The sequence below is a fragment of the Phyllobacterium sp. OV277 genome, from assembly GCF_900104355.1.
Classification (GTDB): domain Bacteria; phylum Pseudomonadota; class Alphaproteobacteria; order Rhizobiales; family Rhizobiaceae; genus Phyllobacterium.
This window is the reverse complement of the sequence record NZ_FNIY01000013.1, coordinates 65,097-87,617: the sequence shown is the minus strand read 5'-3', so window position 1 is coordinate 87,617 and position 22,521 is coordinate 65,097. Positions and strand designations below refer to the sequence as shown.

The 22,521-nt window shown below is 54.9% G+C and carries 19 protein-coding genes; 14 read left to right on the top strand and 5 right to left on the bottom strand.

Annotation, left to right across the window (positions count from 1 at the left end):
* The 6 genes from bamA to lpxB form a co-directional block, all read left to right on the top strand.
* Window positions 1–1,215: outer membrane protein assembly factor BamA (gene bamA, locus BLU05_RS24330; RefSeq protein ID WP_091886142.1), on the top strand; the 1,215-nt coding region annotated here is incomplete at its 5' end.
* Between the two features lie 53 nt (window positions 1,216–1,268).
* Entirely contained in the window at window positions 1,269–2,327 is a 1,059-nt protein-coding gene (gene lpxD / locus BLU05_RS24325) for a UDP-3-O-(3-hydroxymyristoyl)glucosamine N-acyltransferase (RefSeq protein ID WP_091886139.1), read from the top strand.
* A complete protein-coding gene (fabZ, locus tag BLU05_RS24320) occupies window positions 2,320–2,805 on the top strand; it encodes a 3-hydroxyacyl-ACP dehydratase FabZ (RefSeq protein WP_091886136.1) in 486 nt (161 codons plus the stop codon). The genes lpxD and fabZ overlap by 8 nt, the downstream gene beginning before the upstream one ends.
* Window positions 2,805–3,638: an acyl-ACP--UDP-N-acetylglucosamine O-acyltransferase gene (lpxA, locus tag BLU05_RS24315; protein ID WP_091886133.1), complete on the top strand. Its 834-nt coding sequence runs from the start codon at window positions 2,805–2,807 to the stop codon at window positions 3,636–3,638. The genes fabZ and lpxA overlap by 1 nt, the downstream gene beginning before the upstream one ends.
* Window positions 3,622–4,512, top strand: a complete 891-nt coding sequence (lpxI, locus tag BLU05_RS24310; protein WP_091886131.1) for an LpxI family protein — start codon at window positions 3,622–3,624, stop codon at window positions 4,510–4,512. Before lpxA ends, lpxI begins: the two co-directional genes overlap by 17 nt.
* Entirely contained in the window at window positions 4,509–5,690 is a 1,182-nt protein-coding gene (gene lpxB / locus BLU05_RS24305; protein ID WP_091886128.1) for a lipid-A-disaccharide synthase, read from the top strand. The genes lpxI and lpxB overlap by 4 nt, the downstream gene beginning before the upstream one ends.
* 55 nt (window positions 5,691–5,745) lie before the next feature.
* Here the strand turns inward: lpxB and gltA are convergent, their stop codons facing one another.
* Both gltA and gltX read right to left on the bottom strand, forming a co-directional pair.
* Window positions 5,746–7,038 (bottom strand): citrate synthase, encoded by a 1,293-nt coding sequence (gltA, locus tag BLU05_RS24300; protein ID WP_091886125.1) that lies wholly within the window; start codon window positions 7,036–7,038, stop codon window positions 5,746–5,748.
* 252 nt (window positions 7,039–7,290) lie between these two features.
* Complete coding sequence (gene gltX / locus BLU05_RS24295; RefSeq protein WP_091886122.1) at window positions 7,291–8,715, bottom strand: glutamate--tRNA ligase; 1,425 nt, start codon at window positions 8,713–8,715, stop codon at window positions 7,291–7,293.
* A gap of 112 nt (window positions 8,716–8,827) precedes the next feature.
* Between gltX and BLU05_RS24290 the strand changes: the two genes are divergently transcribed.
* On the top strand, window positions 8,828–11,311 hold the full coding sequence (locus BLU05_RS24290) for a ComEC/Rec2 family competence protein (RefSeq protein WP_091886119.1): 2,484 nt from the start codon (window positions 8,828–8,830) through the stop codon (window positions 11,309–11,311).
* Here BLU05_RS24290 and lexA read toward each other — a convergent pair.
* Window positions 11,305–12,024 (bottom strand): transcriptional repressor LexA, encoded by a 720-nt coding sequence (gene lexA, locus BLU05_RS24285; protein WP_091886158.1) that lies wholly within the window; start codon window positions 12,022–12,024, stop codon window positions 11,305–11,307. The genes BLU05_RS24290 and lexA overlap by 7 nt on opposite strands.
* A gap of 340 nt (window positions 12,025–12,364) precedes the next feature.
* Here lexA and BLU05_RS24280 point away from each other — a divergent pair, with 340 nt between their 5' ends.
* Window positions 12,365–13,537 (top strand): TIGR02281 family clan AA aspartic protease, encoded by a 1,173-nt coding sequence (locus BLU05_RS24280; RefSeq protein WP_175540741.1) that lies wholly within the window; start codon window positions 12,365–12,367, stop codon window positions 13,535–13,537.
* 13 nt (window positions 13,538–13,550) lie between these two features.
* On the opposite strand, the gene BLU05_RS24275 is transcribed toward BLU05_RS24280, so the two are convergent.
* A complete protein-coding gene (locus BLU05_RS24275; protein ID WP_091886156.1) occupies window positions 13,551–14,579 on the bottom strand; it encodes a substrate-binding domain-containing protein in 1,029 nt (342 codons plus the stop codon).
* A gap of 462 nt (window positions 14,580–15,041) precedes the next feature.
* Between BLU05_RS24275 and BLU05_RS24270 the strand changes: the two genes are divergently transcribed.
* From BLU05_RS24270 to BLU05_RS24245, 6 genes are all read left to right on the top strand, one after another.
* The gene (locus BLU05_RS24270; RefSeq protein ID WP_091886113.1) at window positions 15,042–16,304 is read left to right on the top strand and encodes an ABC transporter substrate-binding protein; all 1,263 of its coding nucleotides are present in this window, start codon (window positions 15,042–15,044) and stop codon (window positions 16,302–16,304) included.
* A gap of 131 nt (window positions 16,305–16,435) precedes the next feature.
* A complete protein-coding gene (locus tag BLU05_RS24265) occupies window positions 16,436–17,383 on the top strand; it encodes a carbohydrate ABC transporter permease (RefSeq protein ID WP_091886107.1) in 948 nt (315 codons plus the stop codon).
* The gene (locus tag BLU05_RS24260; protein WP_091886104.1) at window positions 17,383–18,213 is read left to right on the top strand and encodes a carbohydrate ABC transporter permease; all 831 of its coding nucleotides are present in this window, start codon (window positions 17,383–17,385) and stop codon (window positions 18,211–18,213) included. Before BLU05_RS24265 ends, BLU05_RS24260 begins: the two co-directional genes overlap by 1 nt.
* Window positions 18,214–18,218: 5 nt before the next feature.
* On the top strand, window positions 18,219–19,229 hold the full coding sequence (locus BLU05_RS24255) for an ABC transporter ATP-binding protein (RefSeq protein ID WP_091886101.1): 1,011 nt from the start codon (window positions 18,219–18,221) through the stop codon (window positions 19,227–19,229).
* A gap of 54 nt (window positions 19,230–19,283) precedes the next feature.
* Entirely contained in the window at window positions 19,284–20,066 is a 783-nt protein-coding gene (locus BLU05_RS24250; RefSeq protein ID WP_091886099.1) for a ThuA domain-containing protein, read from the top strand.
* A 110-nt stretch (window positions 20,067–20,176) separates the two neighbouring features.
* A complete protein-coding gene (locus BLU05_RS24245; RefSeq protein WP_091886096.1) occupies window positions 20,177–21,226 on the top strand; it encodes a Gfo/Idh/MocA family protein in 1,050 nt (349 codons plus the stop codon).
* An 84-nt stretch (window positions 21,227–21,310) separates the two neighbouring features.
* Here BLU05_RS24245 and glp read toward each other — a convergent pair whose 3' ends face one another.
* Window positions 21,311–22,519: a molybdopterin molybdotransferase MoeA gene (gene glp, locus BLU05_RS24240; RefSeq protein WP_091886093.1), complete on the bottom strand. Its 1,209-nt coding sequence runs from the start codon at window positions 22,517–22,519 to the stop codon at window positions 21,311–21,313.
* Window positions 22,520–22,521: the final 2 nt, after the last annotated feature.

The following is a 22,521-nucleotide window of genomic DNA, read 5'->3' as shown; positions in this document are numbered from 1 at the left end:
CAGGTTCTGATCCAGCGTGCCAAGAAGCGTCTGGAAAACCTTGAATTCTTCCAGACCGTCAACATCTCGACTGCTCCAGGCTCGCAGCCTGATCAGGTTGTGCTCGTCGTGGACGTCGTTGAGAAATCAACGGGTGAATTCTCCATCGGTGGTGGTTATACGACCGGTGGTGAAAGCCCCGGACCAACAGTTGAAGGCTCGATCACCGAGCGCAACTTCCTTGGTCGTGGTCAGTATATTCGTATCGGCGCCGGCGGCGGTCTGAACAACAACCGTACCTATTCGCTGTCCTTCACCGAGCCTTATTTCCTCGGTCAGCGTATTTCTGCTGGTTTTGATCTGTTCAAGCGTCAGTCTGGCGTTAACAACAAGTACGAAACCGATTTGACCGGTGGTACGATCCGCTTTGGCTTGCCAATCACTGAAACTTTGACTGCTGGTGTTGCGTATAACCTCTCGCAGGAAAAGTATAAGATTGATAGCGATGCCAAGATTCCGGGAACGGATATCCCGGATCCGTCGCAGATTTCACAAGCCTTCATCGATGCGGCTGAACATGGGTCTTGGATTAAATCATCGGTCAGTTGGTCATTGGTTTATGATACGATTGATGATCGTAAAAATCCGCATGACGGCTTGTATGCCAAATTCAATCAGGAATATGCCGGTGTTGGTGGCGATGCCAACTTCCTGAAGACAACGTTCAAGGGTAGCTATTACAAGACGCTTTCCCAGGAAATGGACATTGTCGGTCTGGTTGGCGTAGGCGCCGGACACATTGAAGGATTTGGTGACGATCTGCGCGTGTTTGACTTGTTCAAGAACAATCAGGAAATGATCCGCGGCTTCAAATATGCGGGTATTGGTCCACGGGACACCAGTGTTAGAGATAACGATGGTAGCTTCCTCGGTGGCACAACATACTTCAATGCGAGCGTGGAAACCCAGTTCCCATTGCCGATCGTTCCTGAGAGCCTTGGTATTCGTGGTGCCTTGTTCGCCGATGCTGCGACGCTGTATGGCAACGAGCTCAAGAACCGGGATGGGAAGCGGTATGTTTCCGACGACGGCATGGAATGGCGTGCTTCTGCAGGTGTAAGTATCATGTGGGCGTCGCCGTTCGGACCACTGCGCTTCGACTACGCTTTCCCAGTCAAGAAAGTGGACGGCGATCAGGTGCAGAACTTCAACTTCGGCATGTCGAGCAAATTCTGATAGATTGCTGACCTCCCGGGGGAGCATACTTCCCCGGGGGAGAAAGTTAGTCGATGGCCGATCCGATCTTTTATGAGCCACTATTGAACGTGACTGTTGGTCAGATCGCCGATCTGGCCAATGGCGTTCTTGTGGACAGTTCTCTGGCCAACAGGCCAGTGACGCGTCTTGCTTCTCTGGCAGACGCAGGACCAGATGCCCTTGTTTTCATCGATGGCAAGAAGAATGCGCAAAACCTTGAAGGTTTGAAGGCGGCAGGCGTTCTCTGTACCGACGAAGTCAAGCCAAGCATCCCAAAAAACGTTGCCATTATCGTTACCCGCCATCCACAGCAGGATTTTGCTGCCATTGGCCGCGCACTCTACCCACGGGCGGTAAATGCGCATCTTTGGAGCGGCGACGAGACTGGCATTTCGCCCCATGCGATCATTGATCCGACCGCTGAGATCGAAGCGGGTGTTACCATCGAGCCCGGCGTCATCATTGGCAAGGCTGTTTCCATTGGTGCAGGAACGGTCATTGCCGCCAATGTGGTGATTGGCAATGGCTGCAAGATTGGCCGCGATTGCTATATCGCACCAAGCTGCTCGGTTCAGTATGCCTTTCTCGGTAATCGCGTTCTCCTTCATCCCGGAGTGCGTATCGGGCAGGACGGCTTTGGCTATGTTCCGGGTAAAGCCGGACTCGACAAGATGCCCCAGCTTGGCCGCGTTATTATTCAGGATAATGTCGAGATCGGTGCCAACACCACGGTTGATCGCGGCGCTTTGGCGGATACGGTTATCGGTGAAGGTACGAAAATCGACAATCTCGTGCAAATTGCCCACAATGTTCGTATTGGACGCCATTGCGTGATTGCTGCGCAATGTGGCATTTCCGGCAGTGTCGTCCTCGGTGATATGACAATGCTCGGTGGCAGTGTCGGTATCAAGGATCACGTCAATATCGGTTCACGCGTTGAAATTGCTGCTGCAAGCGGTGTTATGAATGATATTCCGGATGGCGAGCGGTGGGCCGGTGCGCCCGCCCAGCCGTTCAAGCAATGGTTCCGCGAGATTGCGAGTGTTCGCGCGATGTCCCGAACCAAGAAGGAGAGCAGTTCAGATGAATGAAAATGTACAGGCGAGCACTCTTGGCGTCGCGGACATCCAGAAGCTTCTGGCAAACCTGCCGCATCGCTATCCCTTTCTGTTGATTGATCGCATTGTTGATATTGATCGCGATGAGTCAGCAACGGGCATCAAGAATGTCAGCATCAATGAGCCGCATTTCGCCGGACACTTTCCCGAATTGCCAATCATGCCCGGTGTTCTGATCATTGAAGCTATGGCCCAGACTGCTGGCGCAATCGTGTTGTTCCATAATGGCAGCGGTAAGCCCGGCAAGGTCTTCTTCATGACCATTGATGGTGCCAAGTTCCGCAAGCCTGTGGTACCCGGTGATCAGCTCAAGCTGCGCGTGACCAAGGTCAAGCAGCGTGGCAATATCCACAAATACAGCTGCGTGGCCGAAGTTGATGGCGTCAAGGTTGCAGAGGCCGAAGTTGCAGCCATGGTCAGCTTTCCTGATGACGACGAGACCGGCGCTTGATGTCCAATTCCAGCATTCATCCCACTTCGATTATTGAAGCGGGCGCAAAGATTGGCGACAGGGTAAATATCGGTCCATTCTGCCATATTGGCGCGGAAGCTGTCATCGGCAACGATGTCAGCATATTAAGTCATGCGGTCATTATGGGCGCGACGACGCTTGGCGATGGTTCCAAAGTCTATCCAAATGCAATTTTGGGCGGGGACCCGCAAAACACCAAGCACAAGGGCGGACATACGACGCTCACCATCGGCAGGAACTGCACCATTCGCGAAGGTGTCACCATGCATCGCGGCACGGATAGCAGCCGTGGATATACGACCGTTGGCGACAATTGCATGTTTTTGGCCTATTCGCATGTGGCGCATGATTGCGACATTGGCGATAACGTGACCTTTTCCAACAATGTGATGATTGGCGGTCATGTCACGGTTGGTAATAATGTCATTATCGGCGGTGGGGCAGCGCTGCATCAGTTTGTGCGTGTTGGTCATCATGCTTTCATTGGCGGCCTTGCGGCCGTTGCCAAAGACGTGGTGCCCTACGGCATGGCTATCGGCAATCACGCCTATCTTGCCGGTCTGAATATTGTCGGCATGAAACGCTCGGGGATGGCGCGCCCGGAGATTCACAATCTTCGTCACGCGGTGCGTATGCTGTTTGACCGCAGCAAACCGGTTTACAAACGGGCGGAAGATGTGCGGCTTGAGTTTTCTCAGTCGCCAGCGGTTATCGATCTGATCGATTTCATTCTCGCTGATACCAAACGTCACTACTGCACGCCGCCCCTCGGTTCCGGAATCGAGACCAGCGACAGTGACGACAACAGCTAAACCCACCGATCCAGCGTTGCCAGCGGCCATAACAGGCCGTACAGCGATTGTTGCCGGCAATGGGCTTCTTCCCATTGCAATAGCCGAAAGCTTGCACAGGCAGGGTGCTGATCCCTTGATCATAGCGATCAAAGGGGAAGCCTCGCCTGAAATCAACGCGCGCAAACATGCGGAGATTTCGATAGTCGAGCTTGGTGGCTTGATGAAGATTCTGAAATCATCAGATATTTCCAATGTGGTTCTGGCAGGCGGCATACGCCACAGGCCGGAATTCGCAGCAGCCCTGCGTCCCGGCAACGGTAATCTCGTCGCGCTCTATCGTTTCATGCGCGCGTTCCGGCTTGGCGATGACGGATTGCTCAAAGCGGTGATTTCGACCATCGAATCCTATGGTTTCAGGGTCGTTGGCGCCCACGAAATTGTTCCGGATATTCTTGCGCCTGATGTGGGAACCATCACCCGGAAGAAAGCCGACAAGGAGAGCATCGCCGATATGCAGGCGGCCCGTAAAGCAGCTGTTATGATCGGTTCACTCGATATCGGGCAGGCTGCAATTGCCGTTGGCCGGCGTGTGGTGGCACTTGAGGGCGTGGAGGGTACTGACGCAATGCTGCAACGGGTGGCTGATCTGCGTATCGCCAAGCGGATCAACCGCAAGGGCGGGGTGCTGGTGAAATGCGCCAAGCCGCAGCAGGAAGTGCGGGCAGATTTACCCGCCATTGGCATCAGCACCGTTGAAAATGCAGTCAAAGCTGGTTTGAAGGGCATTGCCATCGAAGCCCGGCGAACGCTGATCCTTGGTTATTCCGAAACAATTGCCGCAGCCAATGAAGCCGGTATTTTTATCGAGACCTTCGCGCAGGAGGCCGAATAATGGCCACGTCAAAGCCGCTACGCCTTGCCATCGTTACGGGTGAAGAGTCTGGCGACCTGCTTGGTGCCGATCTGGTTCAGGCCTTGCGGCGGCAATATCCCGGCGAAGTGACGCTGATGGGTGTCGGCGGCGAACATCTTCAGGCCCTTGGTCTCAACTCATTGTTTGATCAGCATGAAATTGCCTTGGTGGGGTTGACGGCAATCGTCACGAAACTGCCGCAGCTCATCCGCCGCATATCGCAGGTGGCTGGCGCAATCGTTGCGGCAAAACCCGATTGCCTTATTATTATAGATAGTCCTGACTTCACCCACCGGGTGGCGCGCAAGGTGAGGGCTGCCGACCCGGCTATTCCCATTATCAATTACATCAGCCCATCGGTCTGGGCGTGGCGGCCGGAGCGCGCCAAAGCCATGCGCGGTTACATCGATCATGTTCTGGCGATTTTGCCGTTCGAAGTGCAGGCGCTGAAAGACCTTGACGGACCGCTCGCCACCTATGTCGGCCACCGTCTCGTGACGCATGCGCCCTTGCTGGAGGCTGCGAAAAAGAATCGCGCGCGGGAAGGGAAATTGGGTGACAGGGCGCAACACAGCATTATCGTGCTGCCGGGTTCGCGCAAAGCGGAAATTACCAGTCTTTCCAAACCCTTCGGCGAAGCTATTGAACTATTGGCGAGCCGTGGAAACCGCTTCACACTGACCTTGCCGACACTTCCCAAAGTTGAGCCACTCGTGCGGCAATTGACTGCGGACTGGAAAGTCCAGCCCAACATTGTGGTGGGCGAAGCGGAACGATTGAAAGCTTTTGCCGAAGCCGATGCCGCTTTGGCAGCTTCAGGCACCGTATCGCTAGAACTCGCATTGGCGCGCATTCCGACGGTTTTATCCTATAGGCCCGACTGGTTGGCGCGGATGTTCATTGCGCCGCGCATCAAGGTCTGGAGCGCGGCCCTGCCGAATATCATTGCCGATAAACGTGTCGTTCAGGAATATTTCAATCAGTTTGTTCGTCCCGGTCCACTCGCGCGGGAAATCGAACAGTTGCTGCGGCCTGGCTACGCCCGTTCGCTACAACTCGACGGTTTTGACGAGATTGCTAAGTTGATGCGAACAGAAAGGCCTTCCGGCGATATTGCTGCTGAAAAAGTGCTCGAATACATCAAACACCAATCGTGATGGAGAATACAAAAAAGGCGCCAATCGGCGCCTTTTTCATGAGTTTCGACTGCGCTTACTTGCGGTTGCCGACTGGCACGTAATCGCGCTGGGTCGCACCGGTATAAAGCTGGCGCGGGCGGCCAATCTTCTGATGCGGGTCCTCGATCATTTCCTTCCACTGGGCGATCCAGCCAACCGTGCGGGCAACGGCGAACAGAACCGTGAACATGGTGGTGGGGAAGCCAAGTGCCTTCAAGGTGATGCCGGAGTAGAAATCGACATTCGGATAGAGCTTCTTCTCGATGAAATATTCATCGGTGAGTGCAATGCGCTCCAGTTCCATCGCAACATCGAGCAATGGATCGTCCTTGATGCCGAGTTCGGCCAGAACTTCCTTCGTTGTCTGCTGCATGATCTTGGCGCGTGGATCGTAATTCTTGTAAACGCGGTGACCAAAGCCCATCAGGCGGAATGGATCGTTCTTGTCCTTGGCGCGGTTGATGAACTCGGGAATGCGGTCAACCGTACCGATTTCGCCAAGCATGTTCAGCGCTGCTTCATTGGCGCCGCCATGGGCAGGGCCCCAGAGGCAGGCAATACCGGCCGCGATGCAGGCGAACGGATTGGCGCCGGATGATCCGGCAAGGCGGACCGTTGATGTCGATGCATTCTGCTCGTGATCAGCGTGCAAAATGAAAATCCGGTCCATTGCGCGGGCAAGAACCGGATTTGGCACGTAATCTTCGCATGGCACAGCAAAGCACATGTGCAGGAAGTTGGTTGCGAAATCGAGATTGTTCTTCGGATAAACGAAGGGCTGACCGATGTGGTACTTGTAGGCCATCGCAGCCAGGGTCGGAATCTTCGCGATCATGCGGATCGACGCGACCATGCGCTGATGCGGATCGGAAATGTCGGTTGAGTCGTGATAGAAGGCGGACAGGGCGCCAACACAGCCAACCATGACAGCCATGGGATGGGCGTCACGGCGGAAGCCGCTGAAGAAGCGCGACATCTGTTCATGCACCATGGTGTGGTGCGTCACACGGTAATCGAAATCATGCTTCTGGCTCTTTGTCGGCAGTTCGCCGTAAAGCAGCAGATAGCAGGTTTCGAGAAAATCGCCTTTTTCAGCGAGTTGTTCGATTGGATAGCCGCGATGCAGCAAAATGCCTTCATCACCGTCAATATAGGTGATCTGCGACTCGCAGGAGGCTGTGGATGTAAAACCCGGATCGTAAGTGAACGCACCGGTGTTCTTGTAGAGTGTTCCAATGTCCACGACATCAGGTCCGATGGTGCCTTGTTTTATCGGTAACGCAAACTCGTGACCATTCAGATCGATGTTGACGCTATTCTCAGACATTGCCGTTCCTTTCTTGCTTCAGCTCCCGCTGACATCCCGTGTACCAATTCCAAAACCCGCTGCTTGAGCAATAGGCTCTCGTTGAGCTTCGGAAACGAAAGGACACGAGTTACTTCAAATTCCAGTATGCTTCACACTGGCCCAAAGCACTGACCCTCTTTACGAGGTATTTCTCCTGATTGTCTCAGGCACGTCACCGTACCCGAACGGCGCAATGTTGCAATGCAAAAAATGCACCGTCGGGGCTATGGATTAACCTTTTATCTGGTCTTCAATACGGCCCAATGACTCTTCACGGCCGAGCACCGCCAAAACGTCAAAAACACCGGGAGATGTTGCTCTTCCGGTCAATGCGGCACGCAGCGGCTGGGCGATTTTTCCAAGTTTCAGGCCGGTATTTTCCGCATGAACACGCACTGCAGCATCCAGAGCCTCGGCAGTCCAGTCATTAACCCCGGAAAGTGCCGGAAAAACGCCCGATAGTACGCTTCGGCCCTCGTCATTGAGCAGGCCAGCCGCTTTTTCATCCAGACCAAGCGGGCGTTGCGCAAAAAGATATTTTGCACTGTCCGCCAGTTCCACAAGGGTCTTGGCGCGCTCTTTCAGGCCGGGCATCGCTGCCAGCAACTGCTGCTTGGTCCGGTCATTAAGCCGCGCCAAAATCTCCGCGCCGCCTTCGATCTCGGGCAGGATATCGATCATGGCTTTGACCAGATCGGCATCATCGGAGAAACGCATATAGTGGCCGTTGATCGCTTCCAGCTTCTGGAAGTCGAAACGCGAAGCACCGCGGTTGATATCGGAGATTTCGAACCATTCGATCATCTGGGCGTCAGACATGATTTCATCATCGCCATGGCTCCAGCCAAGACGCACGAGATAGTTGCGCAAGGCGGCAGGCAGGTAGCCCATCGCACGATAGGCCTCGACGCCGAGCGCCCCGTGACGCTTGGACAGCTTTGCACCATCCGCACCATGGATCAGTGGAATATGGCCCATCACAGGCACATCCCAGCCCATGGCATCATAAATAACCGTCTGACGTGCGGCATTGGTCAGGTGATCGTCACCACGGATAATGTGGGTGACGCCCATGTCATGATCATCAACCACAACCGCATGCATATACGTCGGATTGCCATCGGAGCGCAGGATGATGAAATCATCGAGATCCTTGTTGGGAAAGCGCACATCGCCCTGTACGAGGTCGCGCACGAGGGTTTCGCCCTCTTGCGGTGCCTTGATGCGGATAACCGGCTTGACGCCTTCAGGTGCTTCCTTTGGGTCGCGATCGCGCCAGCGGCCATCATAGCGGGGCGGGCGGCCTTCAGCGCGGGCCTTTTCGCGCATTTCCTCAAGCTCTGCCTGTGAAGCATAGCAATAATAGGCTTTGCCCTTGGCAACCAGCTCTTCAGCGACTTCGCGGTGGCGCGGCGCACGCTCATATTGCGAGATCGCATCGCCATCCCATTCGAGACCGAGCCACTTCAGGCCATCGAGAATAGCTGTCACCGCCGCTTCCGATGAGCGTTCGCGATCCGTATCCTCGATGCGCAGCAGCATCTTGCCGCCCGTATGCTTGGCATAGAGCCAGTTAAACAGGGCCGTGCGGGCACCACCAATATGGAGGTAACCGGTCGGGGAGGGTGCAAAACGGGTAACAACGGGTGATGACATAAGTACTCCAGCGGAGGCTTTGGCTATTAGCCTAACATCCAATCGATTTGATCTGGCGTTGATGTAGCATAGGAGCGCTGCTGTGCAAGGGCATTGGCAGATTTGGAGGCAAATGCGGCGCCCTGTCACCAGTACACAAACGAGTGAACGGCATTTTTTTGATCGCCCAGCGGTCGATGAGCCCGATTTTGCGACTCAAATACCTCAAGACGAACCTGATTTTCCCGAACGGAGCAATCTTGTTGCAAAGATACGCCGCGCTGTGGCTGCCGGATGGCATTGGGTTCGGCAAATACCATCGCGCGTTCCTCTGGCATTCAGCCGGGAATATGATCGGGGCAATTTCTTTCTGTTTGTACCTGTCTTTGCCGGTGGCGGCGCTGTTCTCTATTTCAGCCTGCCAACAGAACCGAGACTGAGTGCCATTCTCTTTGGATTGACCGCATTGACGGGGCTGAAATTGCTGGCTGTTAACCGGCGCCTGATCAGTCTCTGCCTGACCATCGTACTGTGCATCATCGCCGGCATGCTGTGCGCCAAGTTTGAAACCATGCGCCTTGATACAACTATGCTTGGCTCAAGCATTACCACCCGTTTGACGGGCCGCATTGTGGCCATCAGTCGGCCCGAGCGTGGCGGCTGGCGGCTGACTATGGATGTCATTGCAACCGAACGCCCGCAGCTTCTCTACAGGCCCGAAAGGCTTGTTATATCAGCCCGTTCATTGCCAGCCGATGCCGGGCCGGGCACCAGCCTGCAAGGTCTGGTGCATCTGCGTCCGCAATCGGGGCCTGTACGGCCGGGCAATTATGATTTCGCATTCCATAATTATTACCATGGTGTCGGCGGTAACGGGTTCTTTCTGGGTAAGCCGGAAATTGTATCGCTTACGGAACCTGCCGGGATCGCCGACAAGATATTGCTGATGGTGGCGGGCATGCGCCAGCAACTCACCAACCATATTCAGCATCAGATCAAGGGCGAGCCGGGCGCAATTGCTGCATCGCAGATCACCGGACAGCGTGACGGCATCAGTGAGGCGACGAACAATGCCATGCGGCTCAGCGGCTTGTCGCATGTCCTGTCTATATCCGGGTTCCATATGGCGCTTGTTGCGGCCATTGTCATGGGGTCTTTGCGTGCCTCCTTGGCCTTCTTCCCGGAATTCGCCGCACGATATCCGATCAAGAAGTTTTCAGCCTTTGTCGCGCTGCTGGCCTGCGCGTTTTATCTGCTGCTCTCTGGTCTCGATGTCGCCGCCCAGCGCAGCTTCGTCATGCTGGCGGTGATACTTATTGCGATGATCGCAGACCGCGCCGCGCTTTCATTGCGCAATGTTGCCTTGGCGGCACTCGTTACAATCGCCATCGCACCACATGAAATCCTGGGACCAAGTTTTCAGATGTCCTATTCGGCCACCGCGGCGCTGATCGCATTCTATGGTTGGTGGTCACCCCGCAAAGCAACCCGGAACAATCGACGCAAACGCCGCAATGGTTTGCTTCTGCAATTGCCGGACAAGATCATCGATCATATCAATGGCATCGCCATGACGTCTTTGGTCGCCGGTTCAGCCAGTGCGATCTTTGCCGTCTATCATTTCAACAATACGGCACCACTTGGTTTGATTGGCAATGCGCTGGCTCTGCCTGTCGTATCCATCCTAGTGATGCCCTTCGCCGTTCTGGCGTTGCTGCTCATGCCTTTCGATATGGACTGGCTACCCTTCCGTGTCATGGAGCGCGGGATTGAACTCTTCACTGTTATTGCCAATCATGTCGCGGCTCTTTCGCCCAGCGGCCATCTCGGTCCAATGCCGCAAGCGAGCCTGCTGTTCCTGAGTGCGGGATTGATTGTCCTCCTGTTCCTGTCGTCATGGCTGCGCCTGTGCAGCCTGCCACTATTGGCCATCGGCGCGCTCGTCATGATGCGCACCGTACCGCCGGATATTGTCATATCGGAGGATGGCAGACTGGTCGGACTGCGTAATGGCGAAACATTGATGATCAATCGGTCGCAAGGCGGCGCATTCATCCTGAACAACTGGCAGCAGGGTTATGGGCTTGCGCAGATCATCAAACCAGTCAAGGCCAATGCACAAGCCGCAGACGGCATGTTTGAATGCGCAGACAAGCTTTGTACGGCGCGCGAACCCGGCGGGCTCATCATCGCCTATACGGACAAACCGATGCAAAAGAATGCAGCCTGCAGTGAAGGAAATATTGTCGTGCTGGCCTTTGCGGGGAGGGATGCGGCTTGCACAAATCCCGGCACATTGGTGGTCACATTGCACGATCTTGCTTTGAATGGCGCCGCGGAAATCCGCTTGGGCCCGGTCACACAGGGGCCGATCACACAGGGGCCGGTCACGCAGGGGCATGGGGAAGCGATGAATGCTTCCAGGATCGAACAAACATTCGATCAAAGGTTGATCTCAGCCAGCCTGACCTATGCCATTGGACCGCCAGACCGGCCATGGAACACTTACCGTGTTCACTCAAGAGCGGCACGCAATATGCCGGAACGTGTACATAAGCCAAAAACAAAAGCGAGCATCCCGAACAGCGGCGAACGGGATGCCGATCCGGATCAGTAACGCCTGATGAGTCCGACGAGTTTACCCTGTACCTGCACGCGATCCGGTCCAAAAATCCGGGTTTCATAGGCAGGATTCGCTGCTTCAAGGGCAATCGATGCTCCTTTGCGACGGAACCGCTTGAGCGTTGCCTCTTCATCATCGACAAGCGCCACGATGATTTCACCGGGGTTGGCCGTATCACCGCGCTTGATAACGACGGTATCGCCATCAAAAATACCCGCTTCGATCATCGAGTCGCCTTTAACTTCAAGCGCATAATGCTCGCCGCTGCCGATCATATCCGGCGGAAGGCTCAGCATATGGGTCTGGTTCTGGATGGCGGAAATGGGCACACCGGCAGCGATCCGGCCCATGACAGGAATGCTGACATTGGCAGGCATATCCATGTCGTTGGAGGCGCGCGGCTGCGGCTTTGGCGGCGCAACATTGCGCCCGAGACTGCCCTCGATGACGCTTGGCTCGAACTTTCTCTGGGCGTTGAGACCTGGAGCAATGGAGTCTGGCAGGCGCAGGACTTCCAGCGCGCGTGCCCTGTTGGCAAGCCGGCGAATGAAGCCGCGTTCTTCGAGCGCAGTGATCAACCGGTGAATGCCGGATTTGGAAGCCAGATCCAGCGCATCCTTCATTTCGTCGAAGGATGGCGGAATACCCGTCTCCTTCAGACGCTCATGAATGAAGAGAAGAAGTTCATGTTGTTTACGCGTGAGCATCGGCGATCCTTTAGCAGGGAATCGGAAAAACAAAACCAGAACAAACACTATCTGTTCCAGCATTGTTCTACAAGTGCTTAATATTCCGTTGCATGAGATTGCAAATAGCTGGCGCGTGCTTTCCAGCCGGTTGGGCTGATGACGGAAGAGCGACAGGCAACTTTATCCAAACCACGGGAAACAATGGCAATTTCACCAATTGCAGTCTACCGGGTTCGCCAATATGAATAGGGTGGAGTATGTCATAAGTTCCTTGCGCACTCGCGTATTTTCAGGTGCGATGGAAAGCTTTTCCATCGCAATTCTACCATTGTATCCCATTTATTGCGGAATCACTTCAATGCTCAAAGCTGAACGAGAAGATAGAAATGGCGGTATGCCGCCTGAACCCAGCGGAATAGTTGGGTTTGTTGTCAAGATTATTCTGGTTTGTTTTGTTATTGTCAGTGCTCTGGCGGCATATATCGAGAAAGACCGCATTCAAGGTTATGTCGACAGCTTTTCCGCAGTTCCACCCGATGCTGCTATGCTTGCGCTTTACGCGCAAATGGATATTCAACCATTACCCGCGGTTGTTGCCAGCAGGAAACCTCTGGCAACGCATTTGGATACACTGCGTCGTGAACCCTGCGACTGGGACGCGCTCTATGCTTTTGCGGGAGATTTGCAAACAGCTGGATATAAGCGCGAAGCAGCGAAGGTCTTGGTCGCATTTTCCAATAAATGCCAACCTTCCAATGTCGCGCTCAATTGGGCGGCAGATATTCTATATGGTTTGAGTGATCTGGATGGGGCATTGAAGACATCCGACGAGTTGTTGAAAATGTCGGGAGATAATGCCCAATTCCATTTCAACAGGGGGCAAATGCTGCATAGCGCCCATCGTTATCCAGAGGCCATCAACGAATATTACTCAACGATCGGTCTGACCGACGATCAGCGCAGTTTGAACAGCATCGTTTTCAGCCGAATGGCTGCCAGTTACGTCGCGCTGGAGAATTACTGTGAAGCGATAACACCTCTGCAAAGCTGGATAGCCATCAATCCGTCAAAGAATGACACTCGGCAGGTGCAGACAATGATCGAGGAGTACAGCTCGAAGGGGCGCTGCGAACGGGCCTATGCGACCGGCAGTGAACGCCTGCCAACACAGGGAAAAGATGTGATCCTTGCGAAAATCAGCGTAAACGGCGTCTCCGGCACATTTATCGTTGATACGGGCGCGAGCTTTGTTTCCTTGACCAAGGAGTTTGCCGAGCGGGCAAAGCTGCCATTATCCAATGATTATTCCGTGCTCATGCAAACAGCCAATGGCGTTTCCTATGCCCAGCGCAGCACGGCGTCACAGATCAAATTGGGCAAAGTCGCTGCAAATGATGTGGCGACGGTGGTGCTGTCAGAAAGTGGAAAATCGCTCGGCAATGGTGTTGACGGGCTGCTTGGACGCTCTTTCCTGTCACGTTTTGACGTGACATTCGGCGCAAATGAATGGCGGGTTGAAGCGAAAAAATAACCGCCGGATCACTTTAACGGCGCGGGGCGATGGGCGGTCCGCTGGATTGGCGCAGGACAAGCTCGACGGGCCATATCTCGTGGATGTTTTCCACCGGCTCGCCATCCAGCACCCGTACCAGCAATTCGGCAATGCGCGAACCGGCGGAGCGGATCGAGGAGCGGGTTGTCGTCATGGCCGGGACCATGTTGCTGGCGTTGAGATAGGGAAAAACGTCATCATGGGCGATGACAGAGACTTCCTTGCCCAATTCATAACCCTTGGAGCGAATGGCGCGGAAGACACCAAGTGCCGTCATCATGGAACCGGCAAGGATAGCCGTTGGATGCGGGGCGTAGGATAAAAGCCGCTGCGCCTCATGAAAGCCTGTTTCATCGGAGAAGCGCTCATGCACGATGAAACGCGGATCAACGGGAAGGCCGCGTTCCACCAGCGCCTCGCGATACCCCATTTCGCGGTGCTCGGAAAATGTATGTCCCTTGAGGCCGTCGATCATCGCGACATGACGGTGACCAAGATCAAGCAGATGCGATGTTGCCTGGCGGAATGCACCGGCATTGTCGATATCGAGCCAGGCATGCGGCGCTGCTATGTTGGTGCGTCCATGCAGAACAAAGGGAAACTTCGCCTCGGTGAGCATGGCAACCCGTTCATCCATCAGGGTAGGGCCGGTTACGATAATGCCATCGACACGTTTGCTGGAAATCAGTCGCCTGTAGGCTGCCAGTTCATCATTGTTGATGCTCGGGCTCATCAGCAAATCCATCTCATGCAGGGAAAGCTGCTCGGCCAGACCGGAGAAAAACTCGCTCGTGTGCGGGCCAAAACGTTCGCTGCGGTCGCGCGGCATTAAAATGCCGATAGCACCGATGCGACCAATGGCAAGGCGGCGTGCATTGGCATTGGCACTGTAACCGAATTTGAGAGCGGCCTCACTGACCCGTTCACGCGTTGCCTTGTTAACCTCAGGATAGCCGTTCAGGGCGCGACTGACTGTTGTCTGCGAAAGTCCCAATTGGTCGGCCAGTTCCTTAAGTTTCATGGCAGCAATCCAGTATTCAATACGATCAGGCAAGGCAGCCAAACATTCCGGTGACCGGAACGCTATGTCCGCAGCGCAGATATGACTGCAAATAATAAACACAACCAGAGCAAAAATTCAAAGCGCTTTGAGTAATTTCTCGCAACATTGTGATCTACGGTTATCAGCCCCGAGTTTCGACAAGGCAAATACCAGCTTTTTATAATGTGAGCATCGCAACACAATACATTGTTATTCAATAATAATATTGGAAAATGATCAATCTGGGAATGTAAGGCTCCAAGGCAATAGCCAATTTGCGGCTTGACAGTTCAAAACAGCTTTGCCATTTTTCATTCAAAGCGCTTTGGATTTATGATTTGAAAGAGTTTACCAAAGCGCTTCAGGAGGAGTTTTACGAGGGGAAACTGGCGTCACCACGATGCAAGTGATCCGATTCCATCAGATTTTTGGGAGGAAATCATGAAAGCCAAATCATTTATTGCAACCCTTTTGACCACCACTTTGCTGGCTTCGGGTGCATTTGCTGCAAATCTTGCCATCGTCTCGGGTGATACGGGCAATGGACGCGAGTTTCTGCGCAGCCAGCTCGACCAGTTTGAAAAGGCAACGGGCAACAAGGTTTCAATTGTTGCCATGCCTGCCAATAGTTCTGATAATTTCGGCCAGTATCGCCTTTGGCTCGCTGCGGGGAACACCGACATTGACGTTTACCGCACCGACGTGATCTGGGCACCGCAATTGGCCGACCAGTTTCTCGATCTGAAGCCCGCAGCCAAAGACGTCATCGATCAGCATATTCCCTCGATCATCGAAAGCCAGACCGTGGATGGCAAGCTGGTAGCATTGCCGATGTTCACGGATGCTCCGGCGCTCTATTATCGCAAGGACCTTCTGGAAAAATACAAGAAGCCTGTGCCAAAGACCTGGGATGAGATGGCGGCAACCGCCAAGGAAATTCAGGATGGCGAGCGCGCTGCCGGTAACAAGAGCATTTATGGCTTTGTGTTTCAGGCCAATGCCTATGAAGGCCTGACCTGCAATGCGCTTGAATGGGTGAAATCATCAGGCGGCGGACAGATCGTTGAGGCGGATGGTACCATCTCCATCAACAATCCCGACGCGGCTGCTGCCATAGACCGTGCCAAGGGCTGGGTCGATTCCATTTCGCCAAAGGGTGTGCTCGCCTATACGGAAGAAGAAGCACGCGGTGTCTGGCAAACGGGCAATTCGGTATTCATGCGCAATTGGCCTTATGCCTATGCGCTTGGCGGTGCCGATGGCAGCACGATCAAGGGCAAATTCGATGTGGCACCTTTGCCAAGCGGCAAGGACGGTCAAAATTCTGCGGCAACCCTCGGCGGCTGGAATCTCGCGGTTTCCAAATATTCGAAATCACCCGAGGAGGCGATCAAGCTTGCCATGTTCCTCGGCTCGCCCGAACAGCAGAAGGCGCGGGCGATTGCTCTTGCCAGTATGCCAACCATCAAGGCGCTGTACGATGACAAGGATGTCGCAGCAGCCCAACCGCTGATCCCAAACTGGAAAGCCGTGTTTGAAAACTCGGTTCCGCGTCCTTCGGCACCAACGAAGGTGAAGTATAACGAAGTGTCCAACATGTTCTGGAGCGCCGTGCACGACACATTGTCGGGCAATGGCACCGCTGCGGAAAACCTTGAGGTTCTGGAAGCCAAGCTGACCGAACTCAAAGGAGACAGCTGGTAGATATCTGCCGGCAGAAGGGCACGGTGCGGATGGTATTCATCACCTCCCGAACCCCGTTCGCACCGTTTGCCTGACGTTTTCGTTTCAACCAGAACCTTACGGGCCAGAACCATACGGGTAGGAATACGATTATGACGCCTTCCACCGCACGTTCAGAACTTATGCGACAGCGCGCCCGTTCAGCGCAGCTGTTTCTCATCCCGATGATCATTGCGCTTGCCATTGTTGCCGGCTGGCCATTGCTTCGGACGATCTATTTCTCGTTCACCGACGCTTCGCTCACCAATATGAGCGCGGCGAAATGGGTTGGGTTCAAGAATTATCTCTCATGGATACAGCTGAAAAGCGGTCGCACGATCTTTTCCGGCCTGCTGGTTGATCCAACATGGTGGAACGCGGTGTGGAATACCGTGCGCTTCAGCATCATCTCCGTGGCGCTCGAAGCCTTCTTCGGCATGATCGTTGCGCTTGTGCTGAATGCCGAGTTTAAGGGCAGGGGCATTGTCCGTGCTGCTATTCTCATCCCATGGGCAATCCCGACCATTGTGTCTGCCCGCCTCTGGGGCTGGATGCTCAACGACCAGTTCGGCATTCTCAATGATCTGTTCCTGCGCCTCGGCTTTATCAGCCAGCCCATTGCCTGGACAGCAAGCGCCGATACGGCGATGACCGCAGTGCTGATTGTCGATGTCTGGAAAACCACACCATTCATGGCGCTGCTCATTCTAGCGGGCCTGCAAATGGTGCCCAAGGACATTTATGAAGCCGCGCACATCGATGGTGTTCATCCGATCCGCCAGTTCTTCCGCATTACGCTGCCATTGATCAGGCCGGCACTAATGGTCGCCATCATTTTCCGCCTGCTCGATGCCATGCGCATTTTCGATCTGATCTATGTGCTCACGCCCAACAGTTCACAGACAAAAACCATGTCGGTGCTGGCGCGTGAAAATCTGATCGAGTTTGACAAATTCGCCTATGGCTCGGCGCAATCGACGTTGTTGTTCCTGACGATTGCCCTGATGACCGTGCTGGCGATCTGGCTTGGCCGTGTACGCCTCGATGGAGGAGACCGCTGATGATCTGGAATCTCACCAAAAACACGGCGTTTTATGCGCTCGTCACCCTGATTGTCGTATTGGCGGTCTTTCCGTTCTATTACGCAATCATCACCAGCTTCAAAACCGGCAGTGCGCTTTTCACCGTCGAGTATTTCCCGACATCGTTCTCTCTGGAGAACTATGTTTCGGTCATCAACGCCGGTAGCTTTACCCGCAATCTGCTGAACTCGCTTATCGTTGCCACTCTGGTGGTGCTGCTTGCCCTGCTGATTGCCGTCACCGCATCTTTTGCACTGGCGCGTGTTCGGTTTCGTGGCCGCTCGCTGCTACTGCTGACAATCCTGTCCGTATCGATGTTTCCGCAGATTGCGGTGCTGGCGGGCCTCTTCGAAGTGGTGCGGTTTCTCGGCCTCTACAACACGCTGTGGAGCCTCGTCTTCTCCTATACGATTTTCACATTGCCGTTCACCGTCTGGGTGCTGACCACCTTCATGCGGGACCTGCCAATTGAAATTGAGGAGGCAGCGATTGTCGATGGGGCAACGCCATGGGTCATCATCACCAAGGTCTTTCTGCCGCTGATGTGGCCCGCCATGGTGACGACAGGCTTGCTTGCCTTTATCGCGGCGTGGAACGAGTTCCTGTTTGCACTCACATTCACCTCCTCGACAGAGGTGCGCACGGTGCCTGTCACCATCGCGCTTCTCTCCGGAGCCAGTTCACACGAAATCCCGTGGGGCACGATCATGGCCGCCTCCGTCATTGTGACGGTGCCGCTTGTTGTTCTCGTCCTGATTTTCCAACGCAAGATTATTTCCGGTCTCACCGCCGGTGGCGTGAAGGGGTAATTCAAATGACAGCTATTCATCTCAATAATGTTCGCAAGTCCTTCGGTACATTCGATGTCATCAAGGGCGTTGATCTCGAAATCAGCCCAAGCGAATTCATGGTGTTCGTCGGCCCATCAGGCTGCGGAAAGTCAACTCTGCTGCGCCTGATTGCAGGGCTTGAGGATATCACCGCCGGAACGCTCGCCTTTGATGACAAGGTGGTCAACAGCCTGACCCCGTCCCAGCGCGGGATTGCCATGGTGTTCCAGTCCTATGCGCTTTATCCGCATATGACCGTGTTCGACAACATGGCTTTCGGTTTGAAGCTCGCCAAAGGCGGTGCCGACGAGATCAAGCGGCGGGTGAACGAAGCGGCAGAAATGCTGCAGATCACCCCCTATCTCGACCGCCTGCCAAAGCAGCTTTCCGGCGGTCAGCGTCAGCGTGTGGCCATTGGCCGGGCCATCGTGCGCGATCCGAAAGTCTTCCTGTTCGACGAACCGCTCTCCAACCTTGACGCGGCACTGCGCGTGCAGACAAGGCTTGAGATCGCCAAACTCCATGCAAAGATGCACGAAACCACAATGATCTACGTTACCCACGATCAGGTGGAGGCAATGACGCTTGCCGACCGCATCTGCGTGCTGCGTGACGGTATCGTAGAGCAGGTCGGTACACCGCTTGAGCTTTATGAAAAGCCGCAATCGATCTTCGTTGCCGGTTTCATCGGATCGCCGAAAATGAACTTCCTGACGGAAAAGCACGCGGATACTTATCGTGCCCATACGCTCGGCGTGCGGCCTGAGCATCTTGAAATCAAGCCGAAGGATGGCGCCTGGAACGGCAAGCTGATCCTTTCCGAGAATCTCGGCTCCGAAACCTATCTCTACATCGATATTGGCGCGAAGGACCCGCTTGTCGTCAGGCAAGACGGGACTGCAAGCCAGCAGCCCGGCGAACTGCTCCATATTTCGCCGATCAACGACAATGTCCACCGCTTCGATCAATCGGGCAGGCCGGCGGCGTCAAACTAAGACTGAACCAAAGCATCCTCCCAACCACGCATACGCAATGAATAGGAAGACAAAATGACTATCCGCACGCTCGTTTGGGGCGAAAATGTTCATGAGAAGATGAACAAGACCGTCGCCGAAATCTATCCTGAAGGCATGCACAACCAGATTGCCAAGCTGCTGAAGTCCGATGGCAATATCTCTGTCAAGACAACCACTTTGCAGGAACCGGAACACGGCTTGACCGAGAAGGCACTGGATGAAACCGACGTCCTGATCTGGTGGGGTCATCGCGCTCACGGCGATGTTGCCGATGAGATCGTTGAACGCGTTGCCAAGCGCGTTTGGGAAGGCATGGGCATCATCGTCCTGCACTCCGGCCATTTCTCCAAGATTTTCAAACGCCTGATGGGCTCGCCATGCGCGTTGCATTGGCGCGAAGCTGGCGAACGTGAACGGCTCTGGGTGGTTAATCCCGGCCATCCTATCGCCAAGGGTCTTCCACGCTATTTCGAGCTGGAAAACGAGGAAATGTACGGCGAGCCATTCTCTGTGCCGGAACCGCTTGAAACGGTGTTCGTGTCATGGTTCCAGGGCGGCGAAGTGTTCCGTTCCGGCCTTACCTATCGCAAGGGTGCGGGCAATGTATTTTACTTCCGCCCCGGCCATGAAACCTATCCAACCTATCACGATGCGAATGTCGGGCTGGTGCTGCGCAATGCGGTGAACTGGGCATACAACACCAATCGCTATCCGCTGCTCAACACCGCGCCCAATGTGCCGGTTGAACAGGCTATCGAGCCGATCACCGCACGCGGCGGCAGCCTGCATGAAGCGGGTGAGGAAGGTTTCCGCTAGGATTTTGATCCGATCGTGGTGGCCGTTTGCGCGGCCACCTCAAACAGCTGTCATATCAATGCCTGCGCCTGTCTTCAGTGCGCGGCACATTCATTTGAAGGACTGGACCAATGCGTCTTTTGATCTTGGGTACCGGCAGTATGGCCAATTCCCACGCGAAGGCTTTCGCTGCTATCGAAGGGGTAACACTGGCTGGCGCGGTTGACGTCGATCCCGGCCGTGCCGAAGCATTCCGCGCCGAATACAATATCGAACGGGCTTTCACCTCGCTCGAAGAAGCACTTGCATGGGGCGAGTTTGATGCGGTCGCCAATGTGACGCCCGACAGTATCCATCACGCCACAACCTTGCAGTGCATCGCGGCAGGAAAGCATGTGTTTTGCGAAAAACCGCTTGCAGCCAATTACGAAGATGCCAAGGAAATGGCCGACAAGATCGAGGCGGCCAACCTCGTCGGCATGGTCAACCTGACCTATCGCAATGTCGCCCAGTTGCAGGCCGCCCGCGAGTTGGTGACAAGCGGCCAGATCGGCAAGGTCAAGCATGTCGAAGCGTCTTATCTGCAAAGCTGGCTTGTCGCCAAAATGTGGGGCGACTGGCAGACGGAAAGCCGCTGGCTCTGGCGTCTGTCGAAAAAGCACGGCTCCAATGGCACGCTCGGCGATGTTGGTGTTCACATTCTCGATTTCGTTGTCTATGGCACCGATACGGAAATCGACGAGGTCTTTTGCCGTCTCAAAGCCTTCGACAAGGCGCCCAACAACCGCATTGGCGAATATGAACTCGATGCCAATGACAGCTTTACCATGACGGTGAGCTTCACCAATGGCGCACTTGGCGTGGTGCATTCAAGCCGCTGGGCCACGGGGCATGTCAACGAACTGCGTCTGCGCGTCTATGGCGACAAGGGTGCGTTCGAGGTAGTGCATCGTCATGACGGTTCGAAACTGCTTGTCTGCCTTGGCGAGGACATCGAAACGGCAACGTGGAAAGAGGTCGAGGTTGAGCCGGTTGCGACGAACTATCAGCGGTTTGTTGAGGCGGTCAAACAGGGCAAAACCCTTGAGCCATCATTTAGACATGCGGCTAAGTTGCAAAAGGCGATCGATCTTGCCAATGTAACGGAAAGCGACCGGAAAGAGCACCGGATAACCGCCTGATTCTCGTACCAAAATTGCCTTGGGTTGCTCTCAGGCAATGCCGCTCTGGAGTTGTGGACTGACCCATGACTCCAGAGGTCTGGTCTATCGCAGCATCAGGATGGTGCAGGGCGAACCCGCCGCTAAGGCAGTTGCATGCGGTTCGCGAATGATCAGGCCATTGGCGTCGGCGAGAAATTTCAGCATGGACGAATCCTGCAGCGGAAACGGTGTCGCGGTCAGTGTGCCATCAGCGCCGGTGACGATGCGGGCGCGGATATAATCCTGTCTCTGGTCATTAACAGGCATGTCGATGCCCAGAATTGCAGCGCGAAGATCAGGCGCATGTGGCAATCCCATGAACGCGCGGATAAGCGGCGTCAGAAAAATATGCGCGCAGATCAGGCTCGAAACCGGATTGCCGGGAAGCCCGAGAATGCGCATGCCCTGCAGATGGCCGAACATCAGCGGCTTGCCGGGTCGCAGGGCAATCTTCCAGAAATCCAGTTCCATGCCGCGCGCCGCCAATGCTGGCTGCACCAGATCATGATCACCGACGGAAGCGCCGCCCAGTGTCACCAGAATATCGGCCTTGGCGGCAATGGCACGATCAAGCGCATCGCTCAACGCTTCCAGACGATCCTCGGCAATGCCAAGATCAATGGCGATGCCGCCCGCATTGCGCACGATTTCAGCCAGACCAAAACTGTTGGATGCGATGATCTGGTCAGGGCGATAGGGTTCACCAGGGCTGACGAGTTCGTCACCCGTCGCCAATATCGCCACACGCGGACGCCTGATAACGGACAATTGCGGATGATCCGCCGATGCGGCGAGGGCAAGCGCGGACGAGTCAAGCTGGCGGCCAGCGTCGAGCAGCACGTCGCCACTGTTAAAATCGAGACCCGCCTTGCGGATGTTGCGGCCAAAGGCGATCGTCTCGGAAATTTCGACTTCATCGCCATGAGCAATGGTGTTTTCCTGAATGACCACGCTGTCAGCACCATCAGGTACTGGCGCGCCGGTAAAGATGCGCACCGCTTCGCCAGTATTCAGCGAGCCCTGAAACGCGTGTCCGGCGGCGGACTGGCCAACAAGTTTCAATCTGACGGGCACGTTGGCCACATCATCAGCACGCACGGCATAACCATCCATAGCCGAAGCGGCAAAAGGTGGTTGCTGGCGTTTGGCATGCAGATCAGCAGCGAGAACGCGGCCGCCCGCTTCACCAAGCGCGACAGTCTCGGAGTCCAGCAGATCGACATTGGCAAGGATGCGCCGCAGCGCTTCGTCAACGGGAAGAAGGCCTGCCATGT

Coding starts and splice junctions, on each gene's coding strand:
- glp (WP_091886093.1), bottom strand. CDS start 22,519: ATGGCAGGCCTTCTTCCCGTTGACGAAGCGCTGCGGCGCATCCTTGCC.
- BLU05_RS24265 (WP_091886107.1), top strand. CDS start 16,436: ATGACGCCTTCCACCGCACGTTCAGAACTTATGCGACAGCGCGCCCGT.
- gltX (WP_091886122.1), bottom strand. CDS start 8,715: ATGTCATCACCCGTTGTTACCCGTTTTGCACCCTCCCCGACCGGTTAC.
- BLU05_RS24280 (WP_175540741.1), top strand. CDS start 12,365: ATGCTCAAAGCTGAACGAGAAGATAGAAATGGCGGTATGCCGCCTGAA.
- BLU05_RS24275 (WP_091886156.1), bottom strand. CDS start 14,579: ATGAAACTTAAGGAACTGGCCGACCAATTGGGACTTTCGCAGACAACA.
- BLU05_RS24245 (WP_091886096.1), top strand. CDS start 20,177: ATGCGTCTTTTGATCTTGGGTACCGGCAGTATGGCCAATTCCCACGCG.
- fabZ (WP_091886136.1), top strand. CDS start 2,320: ATGAATGAAAATGTACAGGCGAGCACTCTTGGCGTCGCGGACATCCAG.
- BLU05_RS24250 (WP_091886099.1), top strand. CDS start 19,284: ATGACTATCCGCACGCTCGTTTGGGGCGAAAATGTTCATGAGAAGATG.
- BLU05_RS24255 (WP_091886101.1), top strand. CDS start 18,219: ATGACAGCTATTCATCTCAATAATGTTCGCAAGTCCTTCGGTACATTC.
- lpxD (WP_091886139.1), top strand. CDS start 1,269: ATGGCCGATCCGATCTTTTATGAGCCACTATTGAACGTGACTGTTGGT.
- BLU05_RS24260 (WP_091886104.1), top strand. CDS start 17,383: ATGATCTGGAATCTCACCAAAAACACGGCGTTTTATGCGCTCGTCACC.
- BLU05_RS24270 (WP_091886113.1), top strand. CDS start 15,042: ATGAAAGCCAAATCATTTATTGCAACCCTTTTGACCACCACTTTGCTG.
- lexA (WP_091886158.1), bottom strand. CDS start 12,024: ATGCTCACGCGTAAACAACATGAACTTCTTCTCTTCATTCATGAGCGT.
- gltA (WP_091886125.1), bottom strand. CDS start 7,038: ATGTCTGAGAATAGCGTCAACATCGATCTGAATGGTCACGAGTTTGCG.
- BLU05_RS24290 (WP_091886119.1), top strand. CDS start 8,828: ATGCGGCGCCCTGTCACCAGTACACAAACGAGTGAACGGCATTTTTTT.
- lpxA (WP_091886133.1), top strand. CDS start 2,805: ATGTCCAATTCCAGCATTCATCCCACTTCGATTATTGAAGCGGGCGCA.